The sequence below is a fragment of the Pseudomonas sp. NFX5 genome, from assembly GCF_049132125.1.
Lineage (GTDB): Bacteria > Pseudomonadota > Gammaproteobacteria > Pseudomonadales > Pseudomonadaceae > Aquipseudomonas > Aquipseudomonas marginalis.
The window spans coordinates 122,790-143,141 of sequence record NZ_JAFMZG010000006.1 but is presented as its reverse complement, the minus strand read 5'-3'; the positions used below and the strand labels follow the sequence as shown (position 1 = coordinate 143,141).

The 20,352-nt window shown below is 62.5% G+C and carries 15 protein-coding genes and 1 pseudogene; 9 read left to right on the top strand and 7 right to left on the bottom strand.

Annotated features, from left to right (window positions below; genetic code table 11):
• Positions 1 to 278: 278 nt before the first annotated feature.
• The 3 genes from J1N02_RS02095 to J1N02_RS02085 all read right to left on the bottom strand — a co-directional run bounded on the left by J1N02_RS02095 (position 279) and on the right by J1N02_RS02085 (position 2,637).
• Entirely contained in the window at positions 279 to 1,178 is a 900-nt protein-coding gene (locus tag J1N02_RS02095; protein ID WP_027606273.1) for a hydroxymethylglutaryl-CoA lyase, read from the bottom strand.
• A 16-nt stretch (positions 1,179 to 1,194) separates the two neighbouring features.
• On the bottom strand, positions 1,195 to 1,587 hold the full coding sequence (locus J1N02_RS02090) for a MerR family transcriptional regulator (RefSeq protein ID WP_027606274.1): 393 nt from the start codon (positions 1,585 to 1,587) through the stop codon (positions 1,195 to 1,197).
• Positions 1,588 to 1,701: 114 nt separating this feature from the next.
• A complete protein-coding gene (locus tag J1N02_RS02085) occupies positions 1,702 to 2,637 on the bottom strand; it encodes a LysR family transcriptional regulator (RefSeq protein WP_027606275.1) in 936 nt (311 codons plus the stop codon).
• A 151-nt stretch (positions 2,638 to 2,788) separates the two neighbouring features.
• On the opposite strand from J1N02_RS02085, the gene J1N02_RS02080 reads away from it, so the two are divergent.
• A complete protein-coding gene (locus J1N02_RS02080) occupies positions 2,789 to 4,018 on the top strand; it encodes an acyl-CoA dehydrogenase (RefSeq protein WP_421147103.1) in 1,230 nt (409 codons plus the stop codon).
• 122 nt (positions 4,019 to 4,140) lie between these two features.
• Here J1N02_RS02080 and J1N02_RS02075 read toward each other — a convergent pair whose 3' ends face one another.
• Together J1N02_RS02075 and xthA are read right to left on the bottom strand one after the other, a co-directional pair.
• Positions 4,141 to 5,475 (bottom strand): substrate-binding domain-containing protein, encoded by a 1,335-nt coding sequence (locus J1N02_RS02075; RefSeq protein WP_421147102.1) that lies wholly within the window; start codon positions 5,473 to 5,475, stop codon positions 4,141 to 4,143.
• A gap of 149 nt (positions 5,476 to 5,624) precedes the next feature.
• Entirely contained in the window at positions 5,625 to 6,437 is an 813-nt protein-coding gene (gene xthA / locus J1N02_RS02070; protein WP_027606278.1) for an exodeoxyribonuclease III, read from the bottom strand.
• A gap of 168 nt (positions 6,438 to 6,605) precedes the next feature.
• Here xthA and J1N02_RS02065 point away from each other — a divergent pair, with 168 nt between their 5' ends.
• From J1N02_RS02065 to J1N02_RS02035, 7 genes and pseudogenes are all read left to right on the top strand, one after another.
• Positions 6,606 to 7,250 carry a GNAT family N-acetyltransferase gene (locus J1N02_RS02065; protein ID WP_421147101.1) on the top strand — a complete coding sequence of 215 codons (645 nt, stop codon included), beginning with the start codon at positions 6,606 to 6,608 and terminating at the stop codon, positions 7,248 to 7,250.
• A gap of 64 nt (positions 7,251 to 7,314) precedes the next feature.
• Positions 7,315 to 9,042: an autotransporter assembly complex protein TamA gene (locus J1N02_RS02060; RefSeq protein WP_027606280.1), complete on the top strand. Its 1,728-nt coding sequence runs from the start codon at positions 7,315 to 7,317 to the stop codon at positions 9,040 to 9,042.
• Positions 9,042 to 12,389 (top strand): annotated as a pseudogene (locus tag J1N02_RS02055) (translocation/assembly module TamB domain-containing protein); the annotation flags it as partial. The gene J1N02_RS02060 and the pseudogene J1N02_RS02055, both read left to right, overlap by 1 nt.
• Positions 12,375 to 12,800, top strand: coding sequence for a MarR family winged helix-turn-helix transcriptional regulator (locus J1N02_RS02050; protein WP_421147118.1), 426 nt, complete (start codon positions 12,375 to 12,377; stop codon positions 12,798 to 12,800). The pseudogene J1N02_RS02055 and the gene J1N02_RS02050, both read left to right, overlap by 15 nt.
• Positions 12,797 to 14,248 (top strand): efflux transporter outer membrane subunit, encoded by a 1,452-nt coding sequence (locus J1N02_RS02045; protein ID WP_027606283.1) that lies wholly within the window; start codon positions 12,797 to 12,799, stop codon positions 14,246 to 14,248. Before J1N02_RS02050 ends, J1N02_RS02045 begins: the two co-directional genes overlap by 4 nt.
• Positions 14,249 to 14,263: 15 nt before the next feature.
• Positions 14,264 to 15,463 carry an efflux RND transporter periplasmic adaptor subunit gene (locus J1N02_RS02040; protein ID WP_065927031.1) on the top strand — a complete coding sequence of 400 codons (1,200 nt, stop codon included), beginning with the start codon at positions 14,264 to 14,266 and terminating at the stop codon, positions 15,461 to 15,463.
• Complete coding sequence (locus J1N02_RS02035) at positions 15,463 to 16,992, top strand: DHA2 family efflux MFS transporter permease subunit (RefSeq protein WP_027606285.1); 1,530 nt, start codon at positions 15,463 to 15,465, stop codon at positions 16,990 to 16,992. Before J1N02_RS02040 ends, J1N02_RS02035 begins: the two co-directional genes overlap by 1 nt.
• Before the next feature lie 154 nt (positions 16,993 to 17,146).
• On the opposite strand, the gene lpxH is transcribed toward J1N02_RS02035, so the two are convergent.
• Together lpxH and J1N02_RS02025 are read right to left on the bottom strand one after the other, a co-directional pair.
• Positions 17,147 to 17,896, bottom strand: coding sequence for a UDP-2,3-diacylglucosamine diphosphatase (lpxH, locus tag J1N02_RS02030; protein WP_027606286.1), 750 nt, complete (start codon positions 17,894 to 17,896; stop codon positions 17,147 to 17,149).
• Positions 17,893 to 18,396, bottom strand: coding sequence for a peptidylprolyl isomerase (locus J1N02_RS02025; RefSeq protein WP_027606287.1), 504 nt, complete (start codon positions 18,394 to 18,396; stop codon positions 17,893 to 17,895). Before J1N02_RS02025 ends, lpxH begins: the two co-directional genes overlap by 4 nt.
• Before the next feature lie 249 nt (positions 18,397 to 18,645).
• Between J1N02_RS02025 and J1N02_RS02020 the strand changes: the two genes are divergently transcribed.
• Positions 18,646 to 20,346: a glutamine--tRNA ligase/YqeY domain fusion protein gene (locus J1N02_RS02020; RefSeq protein WP_027606288.1), complete on the top strand. Its 1,701-nt coding sequence runs from the start codon at positions 18,646 to 18,648 to the stop codon at positions 20,344 to 20,346.
• The last annotated feature ends 6 nt before the right edge of the window (positions 20,347 to 20,352 follow it).

Genomic DNA, 20,352 nt, shown 5'->3' with positions numbered 1-20,352 from the left:
CTGCGAAGCACATCTTCTCCAAAAAAATCTGTTAGCTGCGTCTCTGCCGTGTTGTTTTTGTTATGTCAGAGTCGTTTCGTCTTATTTTTATTAGGTTTGGCGCTTTTTATTCTTGTTATGCCATAGAGATAGCAGAAGGCGTGCCAACTTTTTAAATCCCTTTAAAATCAATAAGTTAATTTTTTAGTAGGCCTTGACCTACAGAAAATACGACAAAATATGTTCCCGTGTTACTCGATGTGTAGCCGTGCGGTAACACATTGTCACGGCTACGCTACTCAACCGGCTGTCCGCGCCTTGGCTACGCGCGAGCCCGTGGGGCGGCCGAGGACATGGCTGATGTGCAGGCCCGCGCGAATCAATGCATCCAGGTCGATGCCGGTGTCGATCCCGAGGCCATTGAGCAGGTACAGCACATCTTCGGTGGCGACGTTACCGCTGGCGCCCTTGGCATAGGGGCAGCCGCCGAGGCCTGCAATAGAGCTGTCGAATACCGTGATGCCTTCCAGCAGGCCGGCATAGATATTGGCGATGGCCTGGCCATAGGTGTCATGGAAGTGGCCTGCCAGTTTGTCCCGTGGCACCTGCGCGCCGACCACCTCGAACAGCCGCCGCGTGGTGCCCGCCGTGCCGGTGCCGATGGTGTCGCCCAGGGACACCTCGTAGCAGCCCATGGCATACAGCTCCCGCGCGACCGCCGCCACCTGTTCCGGCGCAATCTCACCTTCGTAAGGGCAACCCAGCACACAGGACACATAGCCGCGCACGCTGATGCCGTGCTGCCTGGCCGCCGCCATGATCGGCGCAAAACGCTCCAGGCTTTCGCTGATGGAACAGTTGATATTGCGCTGGGAAAACGCCTCGGAGGCTGCGGCAAACACCGCCACTTCCTTCACGCCCGCCGCCAGCGCGTCCTCGAAACCACGCAGGTTTGGCGCCAGCGCACCGTAGGTTACGCCGGGCTTGCGCTGGATCTGCGCGAACACGTCGGCGGAACCGGCCATTTGCGGCACCCACTTGGGCGAGACAAAACTGCCGACTTCGATATAGCTCAGGCCCGCCGCGCTGAGGGCATCCACCAATCGGACCTTGTCGGCCACGCTGATGGGCTGGGCTTCGTTCTGCAAGCCGTCGCGCGGGCCGACTTCCACCAGGCGCACATGGGAGGGGAGGGACATGGCAGCTACCTTCTGATCAATGGCCAACCTGGCCCATGGTTTGCGCCAGGGCCTGGGTGCAACGCTCTTCGGCGGTGTCCAGCTCCAGCTTCATTTGTTCGATATCCAGCAGTTGCTGTTCCAACTGCTCACGGCGCTCGGCGATCTTGGCCAGCATGCTGTTGAGTTGGATCTGGTTGCCGCCGGTGGGGTCGTAGAGTTCGATCAGCTCACGGCACTCGGCCAGGGAAAAACCGATGCGCTTGCCCCGCAGGATCAGCTTGAGGCTGACCTTGTCCCGCGCCGAATAAATGCGCTCCTGGCCCCGGCGTTCCGGGGCCAGCAGGCCTTGTTCCTCATAGAAACGAATGGCGCGGGTGGTGATGTCGAGCTCACGGGCGAGGTCGGAGATGCTGTAGGTCGTGCTCATGGGGGCGCTCAAGAAGGTCTTGGCGCTAAGCTAATGGCAGGTTGACGTAAACGTCAAGGGGCGCTGCGCAGCCCATCGGGGCAAGCCCCCTGCCACAGGGGGCGCTCTTCAGCCTCAGGCCTGTTGCTTATCCAGCTTCTTCTCATGGGCGGTGACTTGCTGGCACAACTCGATCATCTGCTCGCGCATCCAGCGGTTGGCCGGGTCCTGGTCGGTGCTTTCGTGCCAGTACAGGTGGGTTTCCACCGGTGGCACGTCATTGACCGGCAGGTTGAACCAATGCAGTTCATGGCGGCGGGCGAAACGTTCGGGCACGGTCATGACCATGTCGGTCTGCTGCAACACTTGCGAGGCCATCAGGTAATGTTGGGAGCGCAGTGCGATCTTGCGCTGGATGCCCATCTTGCCCAGGGCCAGGTCGACGTGGCCCAAGCCGTTGCGGCGGCTGGAGATATGGATATGGGTCAGCGACAGGTAGTCATCCAGGGTGAACTTGTCCTTGCCCGCCATGGGATGGCCCTTGCGCATGGCGCACACGTAGCGGTCTTCCATCAGCTTGACGTGGCGTACCTGCGGGTCGGTGTTGAGCGGCGCGTCCACGGCAAAATCCAGGCGCCCGGCCGCCAGTTCCTTGGTGGTCTCGCGGCGTTTGGACAGGAAACTCTCGATCACCACGGTGGGCGCCAGGCGGCGCAGGCGTTGGAACAGCAGCGGCAGAATCACCGCTTCGGTGAGGTCGGTCATGCTGATGCGGTAGGTCTTGGCCGCCTGCTGCGGGTTGAAGATGCGGCTTTCCTGCACCGACACCCGCAGCAACGACAGCGCATTGCGCACCGGGCCGATGATGTTCTGCGCCATCGGCGTGGGCACCATGCCTTGGGCGGTGCGCACGAACAGCGGGTCGTTGAACGTCTCGCGCAGGCGCGCCAGGGCGTTGGACACCGCCGGCTGGGTGATGCCGACAATCTGCCCGGCGCGGGTCAGGTTGGCTTCGGTGTAGATCGCGTCGAAGACGATAAAGAGGTTGAGGTCGACCTTGCTCAGATTCATTTCGTTGCGCTCTTATTGTTAGTTGGCCATACGTCGATCATATATCGGTGATGAATGTTAATACACGCCGAGAATAGGCTAGGTAAATTATCAACGCTGTTCTAGCATCGATTGCATGACCTAAACAACCTCTCAAAGAAGGGAGCTGCTCATGGATTTCGCCTATTCGCCCAAGGTTCAGGAACTGCGTGAACGTGTTACAGCGTTCATGGACGCTTACGTTTACCCGGACGAGCCGGTGTTCGAACGCCAGGTCAGCGAAGGCGACCGCTGGCAGCCCACCGCCATCATGGAAGAGCTGAAGGCCCGGGCGAAAGCCGAAGGCCTGTGGAACCTGTTCCTGCCCGAGTCCGAACTGGGCGCCGGCCTGACCAACCTTGAATACGCCCCCCTGGCCGAGATCATGGGCCGCTCGCTGCTGGGCCCGGAGCCGTTCAACTGCTCCGCCCCCGACACCGGCAACATGGAAGTGCTGGTGCGCTACGCCAACGAAGAGCAGAAACAACGCTGGCTCGAACCGCTGCTGCGCGGTGAGATCCGTTCGGCCTTCGCCATGACCGAGCCCGATGTGGCGTCCTCGGACGCCACCAACATGGCCGCCCGCGCCGAGCGCCAGGGCGACGAGTGGGTGATCAACGGCAAGAAATGGTGGACCTCCGGCGCCTGCGACCCGCGCTGCAAGATCCTGATCTTCATGGGCCTGAGCAACCCGGATGCACCGCGCCACCAGCAGCACTCGATGATCCTGGTGCCGGTGGACGCCCCTGGGGTAAAAATCGTACGCCCGCTGCCGGTGTTCGGCTACGACGACGCGCCCCACGGCCACGCCGAAGTGCTGTTCGACAATGTCCGCGTGCCTTACGAAAACGTACTGCTGGGTGAAGGCCGAGGCTTCGAGATTGCCCAAGGCCGCCTTGGCCCAGGCCGTATCCACCACTGCATGCGCTCCATCGGCATGGCCGAGCGCGCGCTGGAACTGATGTGCAAACGCTCCGTCAGCCGCACCGCGTTCGGCAAGCCTTTGGCGCGCCTGGGCGGCAATATCGACAAGATCGCCGACTCACGCATGGAAATCGACATGGCGCGCCTGCTGACCTTGAAAGCGGCGTACATGATGGACACCGTGGGCAATAAAGTGGCGAAAAGTGAAATCGCCCAGATCAAGGTGGTGGCGCCGAACGTGGCGTTGAAGGTGATCGACCGCGCGATCCAGATCCACGGCGGCGCCGGCGTCTCCAACGACTTCCCGCTGGCCTACATGTACGCCATGCAACGCACCCTGCGCCTGGCCGACGGCCCGGACGAAGTGCACCGCGCGGCCATCGGCAAGTTCGAGATCGGCAAGTATGTGCCTAAGGAGTTGATGCGCGGCGGGCAGTGACACCGCGTCGCCTGAATCGGGGGCAAGCCTCCTCCCACACTTTGAATGTATTCCCAAATCAAAATGTGGGAGGGGGCTTGCCCCCGATGAGGCCGGATCAGGCCCTGAAGATCCAGCAGCCCTCAGTAAACCCAAACCTCCACGCGCCGATTCTTGATCCGCCCCTCATCCGCCGTATTCGCCGCCACCGGCATCTGTGCGCCAAAGCCGCGAATATCGCGCAATACCACGCCATTCTTGACCAACTCCCGGCGCACCGCCATCGCCCGCAGCTTCGAGAGCAGCGCGGCCCGTTGCGGGTCATTCTTGGCATCGCCGAATCCCACCAGCGTTACCTGCTTGTCGAGTTGGTGGTGGCGCTTTATATAGGCCACGACGCGCTGCACGTCCTGGCGCGCCTTGTTGTCCAGGCTGGCGCTGCCTTCCTCGAAGCGAAAATTCACGCTCAAACGCTGGGCGTCACGGGCAATCGCCTGGTAGTCGTCGGGCATCGAAGGGCGCGGCTCCACCGTCATCGCCTGCACCTGCTGCGCAATAAACCCATTGGCCGCCACAATCGCCTGGCCTTTGCTGCTCTGGGCAAAGTCCACCAGGGCCTTGGCCCACGGGTTGCTGGAGGAGGGCGGCAGGTAGAAGAACAGCCGGCGAGACAGCGGGTAATCCTCGGTGGCAATCAGGCTGTTCAACGGCAACATCGGTTGCGAGTCGCCATCGACAATCGCCACCGCCTTGGCCTGGCGCACGTAAGGCAAGCCGATAAAACCGATGCCCTGGGGATCCCGGCTCACCGCATCGGACAACGCTTCGCTGGACTCGAAGCGCTTGGCGGACGCGGCCAGGGGCTTGCCGCGCAGGCGCAGCACCAGGTCCTTGAAGGTGTCATAGGTGCCGGATTGGTCATCCCGAGCGTACAGATGAATGGTTCCGCCGATACCGCCCAATGCTTCCCAGGTGTTGATTTCGCCGTTGAAAATCTGCGCCAGTTGCTCGGTGTTCAACGTATTCAGCGGGTTGCGCGGGTTGAGGATAATGGCCAGGCCGTCGATGGCGATCACCTGTTCGGCCTCGGGGCTTTTCAGGTCGCCGAGCGCTTCGAGGTCCACCAGTTCGCTGTCTTTTATTGGCCGGGACGAGGCGGCCAGGTCGGCGCTGGCGTTTTTCAGCGCGGCAAACCCCGTGCTGGAACCATGGGCCGCCACCTCGACGGTCACCGTCCTGCCCTGGCGCGTCTTGCCGATCACGCGCTGTTCATTGGCGCCCTCGGCCGGTTCGCTGTGCACCGCCTGCAGGCCCTGATGCTCCATCAACCCCTTGACCAGCGCGGGCCCCAGCGCCGCGCCAATGGTGTTGGAACCCTGGATGCGCAAAGCCGGGCCTTGGTCGGGAACGGGGAGGGGGGCAGCCACGACGCAGAGGGACAACGCGCTACACAACAGGAACAGAACGCGCAGCATCATGCCGGCACCTTCTCAAGCCAAAGGGAGTGCCGCGAGATTAAGTCACTTGGATTTCAATAATGTGACTGACAGTCAGCTTATCTGTTACTGATACACCGCGATCGGGGGCAAGCCCCCTCCCACATTTGGCCCGAGTACAGTCAGGGGGATCAGCTGAGTTCGAGCCAGATCGGCGCATGGTCAGACGGTTTCTCCAAGCCCCGCAGGTCGTAATCCACCCCGGCATCCTTGACTCGTGGCAACAAGCCATTGGAGGCCATGATCACGTCAATGCGCAGCCCACGCTTGGGCTCATCCTCGAACCCACGGCTGCGGTAGTCGAACCAGCTGAAACGGTCGGCCACCTCGGGGTTGAGGTGGCGGAAACTGTCCACAAGGCCCCAGTTCTTCAGGCGCGCCATCCACTCGCGCTCTTCGGGCAGGAAGCTGCACTTGCCGGTTTTCAGCCAGCGCTTGGCGTTGTCGGCGCCGATGCCGATGTCGCAGTCCTCCGGGGAAATGTTCACATCGCCCATCACCACCAGGGCCTGGTCGTTGCTGAACTGGCTTTCCAGCAGGTGCTGCAAATCTGCGTAGAAGCGCTGCTTGGCGGGGAACTTGGTCGGGTGGTCGCGGCTTTCACCTTGTGGGAAATAGCCGTTCATGATGGTCACCGGCTGGCCGTTTTCATCGGCGAAGGTGCCCCAGATAAAACGGCGCTGGGCGTCTTCTTCATCGCTGGCAAAGCCCTTGTGCACGCTCAAGGCTTCTTTGCGCGAGAGCAGCGCTACACCGTAGTGGCCTTTTTGCCCGTGGTAGTACACGTGATAGCCCAGGGCCTGCACTTCGGCCAGGGGGAACTGGTCGTCGTGGACCTTGGTTTCCTGCAGGCCGATGACGTCGGGTTGGTGTTTTTCAATCAGTGCCGCCAGCTGATGAGGGCGGGCGCGCAGCCCGTTGATATTGAAGGAGACGATTTTCATGGTCGGCGGTCCAGTCTGGCAAAAGGGCGATGCTAGCGGACAAGTCGGACGGGGGCCAGCGTGGCGGTAGGACAGATGCACTGCTAATGTCTGGGAACGACTGGTGCTGCGTAGGTTCGTACCCATAAGAACGCCATCTATTGAGTGGCGCCCAGGGAGATTGACTGTATGACTGACACTGCCATTGGCGAAGTTCGCCTGCTCAACAGCGGCTACTCCCGCGAAGCACGCTCGCTGCTGTACCAGACCTATCGGCATGAGCCGACGTTTGCCTACATCTTCGAGGCGGAACGCGCAGGTTATGAACAGCGGGTACGTGCCACCGTGCGCGAACTGGTCAAGCAGCATTTCTTCCAGAAACTTCCCGCCATCGGCCTGTTCGTCAACGACCGCCTGATCGGCATCGCGCTGATCGCGCCCCCGCAGCGGCGCCTGGGGATTACCGAAAGCTGGGCCTGGCAATTGCGCATGTGGCTGAGCACCGGCGTGCGCGGCACCCGGCGCTACCTGGACTACCACTATGCGGTGATGGCCTGCCTGCCCAACGAATCGGTGCATGTGTTGCCGCTGCTGGGCATTCATCCGCAATTCCAGGGCAAGCACTACGGTGAACAGCTGCTGGAGGCGGTACACAATTGGTGCGCGGAAGACCCGCACTCGTCCGGTGTGGTGTTGGACACGGGGAATTCGCGCTATCTGGAGTTCTACAAACGCCAGGGCTATGAGGAGATCGGCGAAGTGGCGGTAGGACCGATTCTGGAGCACGTATTTTTCCACCCCAATCCGCAGGTGTTACATGCTGCAACGGCTTAGCGCAGAATTTTTCAGAATCCTCTGAGTTCTAAGTTTCTCCCCAGCTCGTGTAGCATCCGCGCCTATGAAGTTTCCAGGAAGATTTACCAGCGGCTTGGTTCTGCTGTTCACAAGCTGCGGCGCATTCGCGCAAAGCGAATTGGACGTGCGGATCAAGCCAAAAAACGACGCGTTGAAAGCCAACATCGAAGGCTATATCGGCGGGGTGGGCGAGCGTGACGAAGACGCCTTGCTGCGGTTCAGCCGTGGGGCCGAAGAGCAGGCGCGCAAAGCCGCCCAGGCTTTAGGTTTCTATCAGCCCCGGATCGAAAGCGATGTGAAGGGCGGCAAGAACCCGCGCCTGATCCTCACCATCGACCCCGGCGAACCGGTGCATCTGCGCAACGTGACCATTCGGGTCGACGGCCCGGCCGCGGACCTCAAGGCCTTTCGCGTGCCCGCCAGCGACGACCTCAAATCCGGCGCCGTGCTCAACCACGGCCACTACGAAGACGCCAAGCGTCTGATCCAGAACCAGGCCTCGCGCTACGGCTTTTTCAGCGGGCGCTTCACTCACCAGAAACTCTCGGTAGACCCCCAGGCCGGTGTCGCCGATATCGAACTCATCTATGACAGCGGCCCGCGCTACACCTTGGGCAAGGTCAGCTTTGCCGGCGATACGCCGTTTGACGAAGAGCTGCTGCAACGCATGGTGCCGTTTAAAAGTGGCGCCCCCTACGATTCCGAACTGATCGCCGAACTCAACCAGAACCTGCAAGCCAGCGGCTTTTTCGAAGGCGTGCGCGTCGACGCCGCACCCGCGGCTTCGGCCAATGACGTGATCCCGGTGGCCGTCAACCTGGAGACCCGCAAGCCACGCACCATGGGCCTGGGCCTGGGCTTCTCCACCGACGTCGGCCCGCGCGGCAAGGCCAACTGGACACGCCACTGGGTCAATCCCCAGGGCCACAGCTATGGCTGGGAAGCCGAGTTGTCGGCGCCACGGCAGAACGTCGGGTTGTGGTACGACATCCCGCTGGACCCGCCGCTCACCGATAAACTGCGTTTCGCCGGCGGTTACCAGAATGAAGAAATCGCCAACACCGACACCTTGAGTAAATTGCTCACCCTAGGGCCCGAATGGCACAGCAAGTTGCCCAGTGGCTGGACCCGGGTGATCTCGCTCAAATACCAGCGCGAAGAATACCGCCTGGGCAATGACTCGGGCCTCAGTAACCTGGTGATGCCGGGTGTGAGTTATTCCTACCTGCGCAGCGATAACCGCATCGACCCTCATAACGGCTACCGCCTGCAATTCGACAGCAAGGTGGCGAAGGAGGGACTGGGCTCCGACACCAACCTGTTGTACGGCACGGCCATGGTCAAGGGCCTGACCACCCTGTGGGACAACCACCGCTTCCTGGCGCGGGCCCAGGTCGGCGGCAGTGCCACTAATGGCTACAAGTCGGTGCCGCCGTCGCTGCGGTTCTTCGCCGGTGGCGACCAGAGCGTGCGCGGCTACGAGTACCAGACCCTGTCGCCGGAGAATGACCGGGGCGACCGTATCGGCGGCCGCTACATGGTGGCCCTGAGTGCCGAGTATCAATATTCCATCGCCGAAAAATGGCGGATTGCGACCTTTATCGACCAGGGCAACTCGTTCAACTCCCTGGAGTTGCCCAGCTTGAAGACTGGTGTGGGTGTCGGCATCCGCTGGGTCTCGCCGGTCGGGCCGATCCGCCTGGACCTGGCCCACGCCCTGGAAGACCCGGGCGGCGTTCGATTGCACTTTTCCATGGGGCCTGAGCTGTGATGCGTGGTGTGAAAATAGCGGGGCTGGCCGTGTTGGCCACCCTTGTCGTGCTGTTGCTGGCCCTGTGGGCGGTCCTCGGCACCCAGGCGGGCAGTCGCTGGGCGCTGGGGCGTGTACCGGGTTTGAGCGTAGAGAATTTCCACGGCCGTCTGGGCGGCCAGTGGCGCGCCGATCATCTGCTGTGGGCGCAGGACGGCAGTCGCGTCGAACTCGATGCGCCGACGTTTGACTGGTCGCCGGCGTGCCTGTTGCGCATGACCCTGTGCATCAATCGCCTGGATGTGGAGCAAGTCCGCCTGGACGTTGCGCCGAGCACTGAAGAGAGCAGTGGGCCGATTCAATTGCCGGACCTGAAGCTGCCCGTTTCCATTCAGTTGGGCGACGTTCGTGTCGGCAGCCTGCTGCTTAACGGCAGCGAACAACTCAAGGGCCTGCAACTGGCCGCGCACTGGACCGCCGCCGGCATGCAGATTGACGCGGTGCACCTGCAACGGGACGGCCTGGTGCTGGACCTGAACGGCCTGTTGCAACCCAGCGGCGACTGGCCGCTGACCGCCAGCGGCAACCTGAGCCTGCCCTACGCCCCCGGCGGCGCGCCGTGGACGGTGGCGCTCAAGGTCGAGGGCGACCTGCTCAAGACCCTCAGGCTCGACGCCGACAGCAGCGGCTACCTGCCGGCCAAAGTCAAGGGCGAGCTGCAACCCCTGGTGGACAACCTCCCGGCCCAGGTGCATATCACCGCCGATGGCTTCAAACCCAGCGCCGATCTGCCCGACACCCTGCAGCTCAATCAACTGGACCTCACCGCCAAGGGCGACCTGGGCAGCGGCTACCAACTGCTGGGCAAGGCCATACTGCCGGCGGAAAAAGGCCCGGTGGACCTGCTGCTGCAAGGCAAGGTCGACGCCAAGGGCGCGCAGATCGCCGGCCTGGACCTGAATGCCGGCGACAAACAAAGCCTCAAGCTCACGGCGCAGTTGGACTGGCAACAAGGCTTCAGCGCCGAGGCCAAGATCGACTGGCTGGACTTTCCCTGGCATCGCCTCTACCCGCTGATCGACGAGCCACAGGTGGTGTTGCGCACCTTCAACGGTGAGGTTTCCTACAAAGACGGCAACTACCTCGGCAACCTCAAGGCCGACCTGGACGGCCCGGCGGGCAAATTCAATCTGGTCACGCCGTTCAGTGGCGACCTCACGCAAATCTTCCTGCCTGAGCTGAAGCTGACTGCCGGCCAAGGCAAGGCCGAAGGGCATTTGAACCTGCAATTTGCCGATGGTATTGCGTGGGATACCGCGTTGGACCTGTCGGCGCTGAACCCGGCGTACTGGGTGGCGGAATTGCCGGGCACGCTGGCTGGCCCCTTGCGCAGCAAAGGTGAATTCAAAAACGAGCAGCTCAAGCTCAACGCCGACCTCGACCTCAAGGGCCGCCTGCGTGGGCAAACCGCCGTGCTGGCGGCCAAGGCCGAGGGCGCGGGCGAGCAATGGACCCTGGCCAACCTGGATGTCCGCCTGGGCGACAACCGCATCAACGGCAGCGGCAGCCTGCAGCAACGCCTGGCCGGGCAGATCGATATCAAGCTGGCGCGCCTGGCCCAGCTGTGGCCGCAATTGCGTGGGCAGGTCAATGGCCGACTCGACGTGGCCGGCAGCCTCAAGGCGCCCCAAGGCCAACTCGACCTCAAGGGCCAGCAACTGGCGTTCGCCGATAATCGCCTGCAAAGCCTGAGCCTGGACGCGACCCTGGACAGTGCCCAGCGCGGGAAAATCGACCTCAAGGGCAGCGGCATTCAAAGTGGTGACACCCAGGTGGGCATGCTCACCGCCAGCGCTCAGGGCGATATCAGGAGCCAGAAGGTCCAACTCGACCTGGCCGGCCCCTTGGTCAAACTGGCCCTGGCCCTGGATGGCAACCTCGACCAGGGCAACTGGCGCGGTCGCCTGGCCAGTGGCGATGTGCAGGCGGGTGGCCAGGACTGGAGGCTGCAGGCGCCGGCAAAAATCGAGCGCATGGCCGACGGCAAGTTGACCTTTGCGGCCCACTGCTGGGTCTCCGGTGCGGCCAGCCTGTGCGGTGAAGACCAGCGCCTGATGCCGGAACCCAAATTGCGCTACCACCTCAAGCAATTCCCCATCGACAGCCTGGCGGCGTTTCTGCCCAAGGACTTCGCCTGGCAGGGCAAGCTCAACGCCGACGTCCAACTGGACCTGCCCGACAGCGGCCCCAAAGGCGTGGTCGCGGTGGATGCCAGCGGCGGCACCCTGCGGGTCAAGGACAAGGAGCAGTGGCTGGATTTCCCCTACGACACCCTCACGCTGGAAACCACCCTCAACCCCAAGCGTATCGACACCCAGTTGAACTTCCGTGGCGGCAAGCTCGGCGAGTTGCTGTTGCAGGCGCAGATCAACCCATTGCCGAAAAACAAGCCGATCAGCGGCAATTTCAGCCTGACCGGTCTGGATCTCGCCGTGGCGCGGCCGTTTGTGCCGATGGTCGAGAAACTCAGCGGCAAGCTCAACGGCAGCGGCCGGATCGCCGGTGGCCTGCTGGCGCCGCAGGTCAACGGCAACGTCAACCTGGTGGGCGGTGAAGTCTCCGGGCCAGAGCTGCCCATCAGCCTTGAAGGCCTGAACGTGCAGGCGCTGATTGCCGGTGAAAGTGTGCAATTGAATGGCGCATGGCGCAGTGGCAAGGCCGGGCAGGGCAGCCTCAAGGGCCAGGTCGACTGGGGCCAGGCCCTGGTGGTGGACCTCAGCCTGCAAGGCTCGCAACTGCCGGTCACGGTGGAGCCCTATGCGGTGCTCGAAGTGGCCCCGGACCTGAAGATCAGCCTGAAGAACGACAAACTGGCGATTGCCGGCAAGGTGCGGATCCCCCGCGGTGACATCACCGTGCGCGAACTGCCGCCGTCCACCGTCAAGGTCTCGGATGACACCGTGATCGTCGGCAGCCAGACCGAAGAGGGCAAGCCACCGATGGCCATGGCCATGGATATCGACGTGGCGGTGGGCGAAGACCAGCTCAACTTCTCGGGCTTCGGCCTCACCGCCAAGGTGCAGGGCCATGTGCACATCGGCGACAACATGGATACCCGTGGCGAGTTGTGGCTCAACGACGGTCGCTACCGCGCCTATGGCCAGCGCCTGGATGTGCGCCGCGCACGCCTGCTGTTCGCCGGGCCGCTCGACCAGCCGTACCTGGATATCGAAGCGATCCGCAAGACCGACGATGTCGTCGCCGGTATCCGCCTCAGCGGCAGCGCCGAGCAGCCCACCACGCAGATCTTCTCGGAACCGGCCATGAGCCAGGAACAGGCGCTGTCCTACCTGTTGCTGGGCCGTGCGGCGCTCCTCAAGGACCGCATCATCGACACCCACATGGAACCCCACGGCATCACGGCCGCGCAGTTCAAGGTGCTGATCATCATGGCCCAGTTCGGCGTCGACACCCCGGCCGAGCTGTGCCGCAACCTGTCCCTGGACAGCGGTTCGATGACCCGCATGCTCGACCGCCTCGAGCAGAAAGGCCTGCTGGACCGCAAACGCTCCGAGCAGGACCGCCGCCAGGTCCAGTTGGTGCTGACTGCCGACGGCCAGCGCCTGGCAGACATGCTGCCGCACATAGGCGCCCAGGCGTTGAACCAACTGGCGGGCGTACTTGAGGCTGGCGAGCTGGAAACCCTGGAACGGATTCTCAAGAAAATTCTGATAGCTGCCGGTGATCCCATCACCCTGCAGCGGGTAGGTAAAGCATGAACACACGTGCCCTTTGCCTGGTGCTCGTGGCCATGAGCATGGCCGGTTGCGCCAACTACAGCGGCCTCGACACCCAGGGCCGGCGCCTCGACGCCAATACCTTGCAGACCGGTAAATCCCTGAGCGGGGTGACCCTGTCGAGTGCCGCCTGGCCCAGCGCCGACTGGTGGAAAAACCTCGGCGACCCGCAGCTCGACGGCCTGATCCAGGAAGCCCTGCAAAACAGCCCCGACATGCAAGTCGCCAGCGCCCGTGCCCATCAGGCCGAAGCCGCCGCCTATGCCGCGAATGCCGCACGCATGCCGACCCTGGATGCCAGCGCCGGCGTGAGCCGTTCACGCCTGGCCAAGGACCAGGACCCGCGCGGCGAGGGCGATGCCTACTCGACCGTGCGTAATATCGGCGCCAGCTTCAATTACAACTTCGACCTCTGGGGTGGCCAGCGCGCCGCCTGGGAAGCCGCGCTGGGCCAGGCCCGCGCCGCCGAAGTCGACCAACAGGCCGCGCGCCTGACCCTCGCTGCCGATGTGGCCAAGGCCTACAGCGACCTGGGCCAGGCGCACATCGTGCGCGACCTGGCCGGCGATGACCTCAAGCGCACCCGGCAAATGCTCGACCTGAGCAAGCGCCGCCTCGCTGCGGGCATCGACAGCCAGTACCAGTACCAGCAGACCGAAAGCCTGGAAGCCAGCTCCCAGTCGCAATTGATCGATGCCGACAAGCAACTGCAGAGCGCCAAGATCGCCCTCGCCGTATTGCTCGGCAAAGGCCCGGACCGAGGCGGCGAACTGGCCCGTCCGAATGTGCTCAAGCCCGCCGCTGTCGCCGTGCCTTCGGTGTTGCCCGCCGAGCTGCTGGGCCGCCGCCCGGACCTGATCGCCGCGCGCTGGCGAGTCGAGGCTGCGAGCAAGGACATCGCCGCCAGCAAGACGCGCTTCTACCCGAACCTCAACCTCAGCGCGAGCGCCGGGGCCGAGTCGTTGCTGGGGGATGCGATGTTCGGCTCGGCCAGCCGCTTCTTCAACATTGCGCCGACGATCTCGTTGCCGATCTTCGATGGCGGCCGCCTGCGCGCCGACCTCGATGCGCGCGATGCCGACTACGACCTGGCCGTGGCCCAGTACAACAAGACCCTGGTGCAGGCCTTGGGCGATATCGGCAACACCCTTTCGCAACTGCGCGAAACCGGTCGGCAGATCCAGGCCCAGCAACACGCCACGGACATTGCCCAGCAGTCCTACGACACCGTGGTCCAGCGCTACGGCTCAGGGGTCGGTAACTACCTGGACGTGCTCAGCATCGAGCAGCAATTGCTGCAGGCCCAGCGTCAGCTGGCGACCCTGAATGCCGGGCAAATCGATCTGTCGATTCAATTGATGCAGGCCCTGGGTGGCGGATACAGCGCCGACAACGTGGCGTCGACCACCCCAGCCACCCGCACGGAATAATTTGAGGTATTTGTCATGGCCACTGCCGAAAACACCAACGCTACAGAACAACCCAAAGACAACAACCCACGCAAACGCAAGGTCATGCTGATCGGCCTCGCGCTGATCGTCATCCTCGGCGTCGTGGGCGTATGGGGCTGGTATGAATTCTACGGGCGCTTCAACGAGAGCACCGACGACGCCTATGTGAACGGTAACGTGGTGGAAATCACCCCGCTGGTCACCGGCACCGTGGTCAGTATCGGCGCCGACGATGGCGACCTGGTCCACGAAGGCCAGGTGCTGATCAACTTCGACCCCAACGACGCCGCTGTCGGCCTGCAAAGTGCCCAGGCCAACCTGGCCCGCACCGTGCGCCAGGTGCGTGGCTTGTACAGCAACGTCGATGGCATGAAAGCCCAGGTCAACGCACAGAAAGCCGATGTGCAAACCGCCCAGGACAATTTCAACCGCCGCAAGACCCTGGCCCAGGGCGGCGCGATTTCCCAGGAAGAACTGTCCCACGCCCGTGACAGCCTGACCGCCGCGAAAAACGCGCTGACCAACCTTGAGCAGCAACTCAAGACCAGCAATGCGCTGGTGGATGACACCGTGATCTCGTCCCACCCGGACGTGCAGGCCGCCGCCGCGCAACTGCGCCAGGCCTACCTGGCCAATGCGCGCAGCACCTTGATCGCGCCGGTCACCGGCTACGTGGCCAAGCGCACCGTGCAACTGGGCCAGCGCGTGCAGCCGGGTACGGCGTTGATGGCGGTGATCCCGCTGAACCAGCTGTGGATCGACGCCAACTTCAAGGAAACCCAACTGCGCGACATGCGCATTGGCCAGCCGGTGGACATCGAGTCGGACATCTACGGCAGCGACGTGAAATTCAGCGGCACCGTGGATAGCCTTGGCGCCGGCACCGGCAGTGCGTTTGCCCTGCTGCCGGCGCAGAACGCCACCGGTAACTGGATCAAGATCGTGCAACGGGTGCCGGTACGCATCCACATCAATGCCGAAGAACTGGCCAAGCACCCGCTGCGGGTCGGCCTGAGCACTGTCGTCAATGTCGACCTGCATGACCAGAGCGGCCCGGTGCTGGCGCAACAGGCGCCGCAGAAGGCGACCTTCACCACCAACGTGTACGACCGCCAATTGGCCGAGGCTGACGCCATGATCACCGAGTTGATCCATGCCAACAGCATCGCCGCGCCCAAGGCTGTGCAGCGCTGATGAGCAATAACGCCTCCTTCACGCCGCCCAGCCTGTTGATGGCCACCATTGGCCTGTCGCTGGCGACCTTTATGCAGGTGCTCGACACCACCATCGCCAACGTGGCCTTGCCGACCATTTCCGGCAACCTCGGCGTGAGTTCGGAGCAGGGCACCTGGGTGATCACCTCGTTTGCGGTGAGCAACGCCATCGCCTTGCCGCTGACCGGTTGGTTGAGCCGGCGGTTTGGCGAAGTGAAGCTGTTCCTGTGGGCCACCATGCTGTTTGTGCTGGCCTCGTTCCTCTGTGGTATTTCCACTTCGATGCCCGAACTGATCGGCTTTCGGGTGCTGCAAGGCCTGGTGGCCGGGCCGTTGTACCCGATGACCCAGACCCTGCTGATCGCGGTCTACCCGCCGGCGAGGCGTGGCATGGCCCTGGCGTTGCTGGCGATGGTCACGGTGGTGGCGCCGATTGCAGGGCCGATCCTCGGTGGCTGGATCACTGACAGCTACAGCTGGCCGTGGATCTTCTTTATCAACGTCCCCATCGGCATCTTTGCGGTGATGGTGGTGCGTGCGCAATTGAAGAAGCGCCCGGTGACCACCAGCTACCAGCCGATGGATTACGTCGGGCTGTTGAGCCTGATCGTGGGCGTCGGCGCGTTGCAGATCATCCTCGACAAGGGCAACGACCTGGACTGGTTCGAATCCAACTTCATCATTGTGGGCGCGGCGATTTCGGTGATTGCCCTGGCGGTGTTCATCATCTGGGAAATGACCGACAAGCACCCGGTGGTCAACCTGCGGCTGTTTGCCTACCGTAACTTTCGCATCGGCACGATTGTGTTGATCCTCGGCTACGCGGGCTTCTTCGGCATCAACCTGATCCTGCCGCAGTGGCTGCAAACCCAGATGGGCTACACCGCCACCTGGGCCGGCCTGGCGGTGGCGCCGATCGGCATCCTGCCGGTGCTGATGTCACCGTTCGTGGGCAAGTACGCGCACAAGTTCGACCTGCGCCTGCTGGCGGGCCTGGCGTTCCTGGCGATCGGCTTGAGCTGCTTTATGCGCGCGGGCTTCACCAATGAGGTGGACTTCACCCACATTGCCCTGGTGCAGTTGTTCATGGGCATCGGCGTGGCGCTGTTCTTCATGCCGACCTTGAGCATCCTGATGTCCGACCTGCCACCGCACCAGATTGCCGACGGCGCCGGTCTTGCGACCTTTCTGCGGACCCTGGGCGGCAGCTTTGCGGCCTCGCTGACCACCTGGATCTGGATCCGCCGGGCGGACCAGCACCATGCGTACATGAGCGAGAACATGACCACCTATGACTCGGCCACCCGCGACGCGCTGCAGGCGCTCGGTGGGGCAGGGCACAAGGCCTACGCGCAACTGGACCAGATCCTCACCAGCCAGGCGTACATGATGTCCACCGTGGATTACTTCACGTTGCTGGGGTGGATGTTCATGGGGTTGATGTTGCTGGTGTGGCTGGCCAAACCGCCGTTTGGCGCCAAGGCAGGGCCGGAAGCGTCCGGCCACTGATTGGCAAAGACTGAAATGCAATCAATTGTGGGAGGGGGCTTGCCCCCGATGAGGGAGTGTCAGTTGAACATCTTTTACTGACCCGCCCTAATCGGGGGCAAGCCCCCTCCCACATTTTGATCTCTGTTCACATTGGATCAGGGGGATTCGAGGATCAGGCGCCAGGCAACGCCAGCTGCGGATTGACGAAGTCAAACGCCGCCAACTGAAAGCCTTGCTCGTCCGCCTGCAACGCCCAGCCCTGCTTGTCCCAATCCCCCAGCACAATGCGCTTGGCCGCCTGGTCGCCAATCTGCAGTTTATGGATCGCCGGGCGATGCGTATGGCCGTGGACCAGGGTGCGCACGCCGAACTGCTGCATCACCCGCGGCACTTCCTCGGGCGTGACATCGACAATGTCGTTGGCCTTCATGCGCGTTTGCGCACGGCTTTCACTGCGCAGCTTGCGCGCCAGCCGGTGGCGGGTGCGCAACGGCAGGTGACGCAGGATAAACAGCACGATGGGATTACGCAGGATGCGCCGCAGCTTCATGTAGCCAAGGTCGCGGGTGCAGAGGCTGTCGCCGTGCATCAACAGCACGGGTTCGCCTGCGAGCTGCACGACACTCGGGTCCTTGAGCAAGGTGGCGCCTGCCGCTTTGCAGAACGCCTTGCCGAGCAGGAAGTCGCGGTTGCCATGCATGATAAAAATCGGGGTACCGCTGTCGCTCAGCTCGCGCAGAGCCTCGCAGATCGAACGCTGGAAGGGCGTCATCCCATCGTCGCCAATCCAGGCTTCAAAGAAGTCCCCCAGAATGTACAACGCCTGGGCGCCACGGGCGCGGTTGTGGAGCAGATCCAGAAACGCCCGGGTAATGTCCGGGCGCTCCTCTTCCAGATGCAAATCTGAAATCAGTAATATCACTCAACGATCTCGGCTTTCTCGACGATCACGTCTTCGACCGGAACGTCCTGGTGACCGGCCTTGGAGGTGGTCGACACGCCTTTGATCTTGTCGACAACGTCCTGGCCTTCGGTGACTTTACCGAACACGGCGTAGCCCCAGCCCTGTACGTTCTTGCCGCTGTGGTTCAGGAAGGTATTGTCGGCCACGTTGATGAAGAACTGCGCGGAGGCCGAATGCGGCTCCATGGTACGGGCCATGGCGACGGTGTACTTGTCGTTGGAAAGGCCGTTGTCCGCTTCGTTCTGGATGCTTGGGCGCTTGTCTTTCTTTTCTTTCATGCCAGGCTCGAAACCGCCGCCCTGGACCATGAAGTTACCGATGACACGGTGGAACACCGTGTTTTCGTAGTGGCCGGCCTTAACGTACTCGATGAAGTTGGCGACGGTGATCGGCGCTTTCTCGGCGTTCAGCTCGATGACGATGTCACCGTGGTTGGTGGTCAGTTTGACTTGAGTCATGTTCACTACTCTTTTCAGGGAATTCGTGGGTTTGGACGCCTGGGGCGCCTTACCTGTCTGGCTAAACGGCGGCCAAGGCGCGCAGTTTAGCGTGCCCGGCAGGAATTTCGAGGTGGTTTTTTACCGCCTGGTTAATTAAAGCAGCAGTTTTTGGTCGTGACCTGTCAGTGTCTTGACAGCATCAGCTATGATATCGCCTTTGTTTTATCTGGCCCCAACCGGCCACGAACCTGTCTGTTCAAGGATCCTATGAGCAAGCCCACTGTCGACCCTACCTCGAATTCCAAGGCCGGACCTGCCGTCCCGGTCAACTTCCTGCGCCCGATCATCCAGGCGGACCTGGATTCGGGCAAGCACACGCAGATCGTCACCCGCTTCCCGCCAGAGCCCAACGGCTACCTGCACATCGGTCACGCCAAGTCGATCTGTGTGAACTTCGGCCTGGCCCAGGAGTTCGGTGGCGTCACGCACCTGCGTTTCGACGACACCAACCCGGCCAAGGAAGACCAGGAATACATCGACGCCATCGAAAGCGACATCAAGTGGCTGGGCTTCGAATGGTCCGGTGAAGTGCGCTATGCCTCCAAATACTTCGACCAGCTGTTCGACTGGGCCGTCGAGCTGATCAAGGCCGGCAAGGCCTACGTCGACGACCTGACCCCCGAGCAGGCCAAGGAATACCGTGGCACCCTGACCGAACCGGGCAAGAACAGCCCGTTCCGCGACCGCTCCGTAGAAGAGAACCTCGACTGGTTCGCCCGCATGCGCGCCGGTGAGTTCCCGGACGGCGCCCGCGTGCTGCGCGCCAAGATCGACATGGCCTCGCCGAACATGAACCTGCGCGACCCGATCATGTACCGCATCCGCCACGCCCATCACCACCAGACCGGCGACAAGTGGTGCATCTACCCGAACTACGACTTCACCCACGGTCAGTCGGACGCCATCGAAGGCATCACCCACTCCATCTGCACCCTGGAGTTCGAGAGCCATCGCCCGCTGTACGAATGGTTTCTCGACAGCCTGCCGGTCCCGGCGCACCCGCGTCAGTACGAATTCAGCCGCCTGAACCTCAACTACACCATCACCAGCAAGCGCAAGCTCAAGCAACTGGTGGATGAAAAGCACGTCAATGGCTGGGACGACCCACGCATGTCGACCCTGTCGGGCTTCCGCCGCCGTGGCTACACCCCGGCGTCGATCCGCAACTTCTGCGAGATGGTCGGCACCAACCGCTCCGACGGTGTGGTCGACTACGGCATGCTCGAGTTCAGCATCCGCCAGGACCTCGACGCGAATGCGCCACGGGCCATGTGCGTGCTGCGTCCGTTGAAAGTCGTGATCACCAACTACCCGCAAGACAAGGTCGACCACCTCGAACTGCCGCGTCATCCGCAGAACGAAGCACTCGGCGTGCGCAAGCTGCCGTTCGCCCGTGAAATCTACATCGACCGCGATGACTTCATGGAAGAACCGCCAAAAGGCTACAAGCGCCTGGAGCCGAACGGCGAAGTGCGCCTGCGCGGCAGCTACGTGATCCGCGCCGACGAAGCGATCAAGGACGCCGAGGGCAACATCGTCGAACTGCGTTGCTCCTATGACCCGGAAACCCTGGGCAAGAACCCGGAAGGCCGCAAGGTCAAGGGCGTGATCCACTGGGTGCCGGCCGCTGCCAGCATCGAGTGCGAAGTGCGCCTGTACGATCGCCTGTTCCGTTCGCCGAATCCTGAAAAGGCCGAAGACAGCGCCAGTTTCCTCGACAACATCAACCCTGACTCCCTGCAAGTGCTCACCGGTTGTCGTGCCGAACCCTCTTTGGGCGACGCACAGCCGGAAGACCGTTTCCAGTTCGAGCGCGAAGGCTACTTCTGCGCGGATATCAAGGACTCGAAACCTGGTCAGCCGGTATTCAACCGTACCGTGACCTTGCGTGATTCGTGGGGCCAGTGATTCTGT

What these genes read in the sequence shown, in the direction of transcription:
- J1N02_RS02090 (WP_027606274.1), bottom strand. Translation starts at nt 1,587, where the DNA reads ATGAGCACGACCTACAGCATCTCCGACCTCGCCCGTGAGCTCGACATC.
- J1N02_RS02085 (WP_027606275.1), bottom strand. Translation starts at nt 2,637, where the DNA reads ATGAATCTGAGCAAGGTCGACCTCAACCTCTTTATCGTCTTCGACGCG.
- J1N02_RS02040 (WP_065927031.1), top strand. Translation starts at nt 14,264, where the DNA reads ATGGCCACTGCCGAAAACACCAACGCTACAGAACAACCCAAAGACAAC.
- xthA (WP_027606278.1), bottom strand. Translation starts at nt 6,437, where the DNA reads ATGAAAATCGTCTCCTTCAATATCAACGGGCTGCGCGCCCGCCCTCAT.
- J1N02_RS02020 (WP_027606288.1), top strand. Translation starts at nt 18,646, where the DNA reads ATGAGCAAGCCCACTGTCGACCCTACCTCGAATTCCAAGGCCGGACCT.
- J1N02_RS02075 (WP_421147102.1), bottom strand. Translation starts at nt 5,475, where the DNA reads ATGATGCTGCGCGTTCTGTTCCTGTTGTGTAGCGCGTTGTCCCTCTGC.
- J1N02_RS02025 (WP_027606287.1), bottom strand. Translation starts at nt 18,396, where the DNA reads ATGACTCAAGTCAAACTGACCACCAACCACGGTGACATCGTCATCGAG.
- J1N02_RS02065 (WP_421147101.1), top strand. Translation starts at nt 6,606, where the DNA reads ATGACTGACACTGCCATTGGCGAAGTTCGCCTGCTCAACAGCGGCTAC.
- J1N02_RS02080 (WP_421147103.1), top strand. Translation starts at nt 2,789, where the DNA reads ATGGATTTCGCCTATTCGCCCAAGGTTCAGGAACTGCGTGAACGTGTT.
- J1N02_RS02045 (WP_027606283.1), top strand. Translation starts at nt 12,797, where the DNA reads ATGAACACACGTGCCCTTTGCCTGGTGCTCGTGGCCATGAGCATGGCC.
- J1N02_RS02060 (WP_027606280.1), top strand. Translation starts at nt 7,315, where the DNA reads ATGAAGTTTCCAGGAAGATTTACCAGCGGCTTGGTTCTGCTGTTCACA.
- J1N02_RS02095 (WP_027606273.1), bottom strand. Translation starts at nt 1,178, where the DNA reads ATGTCCCTCCCCTCCCATGTGCGCCTGGTGGAAGTCGGCCCGCGCGAC.
- J1N02_RS02035 (WP_027606285.1), top strand. Translation starts at nt 15,463, where the DNA reads ATGAGCAATAACGCCTCCTTCACGCCGCCCAGCCTGTTGATGGCCACC.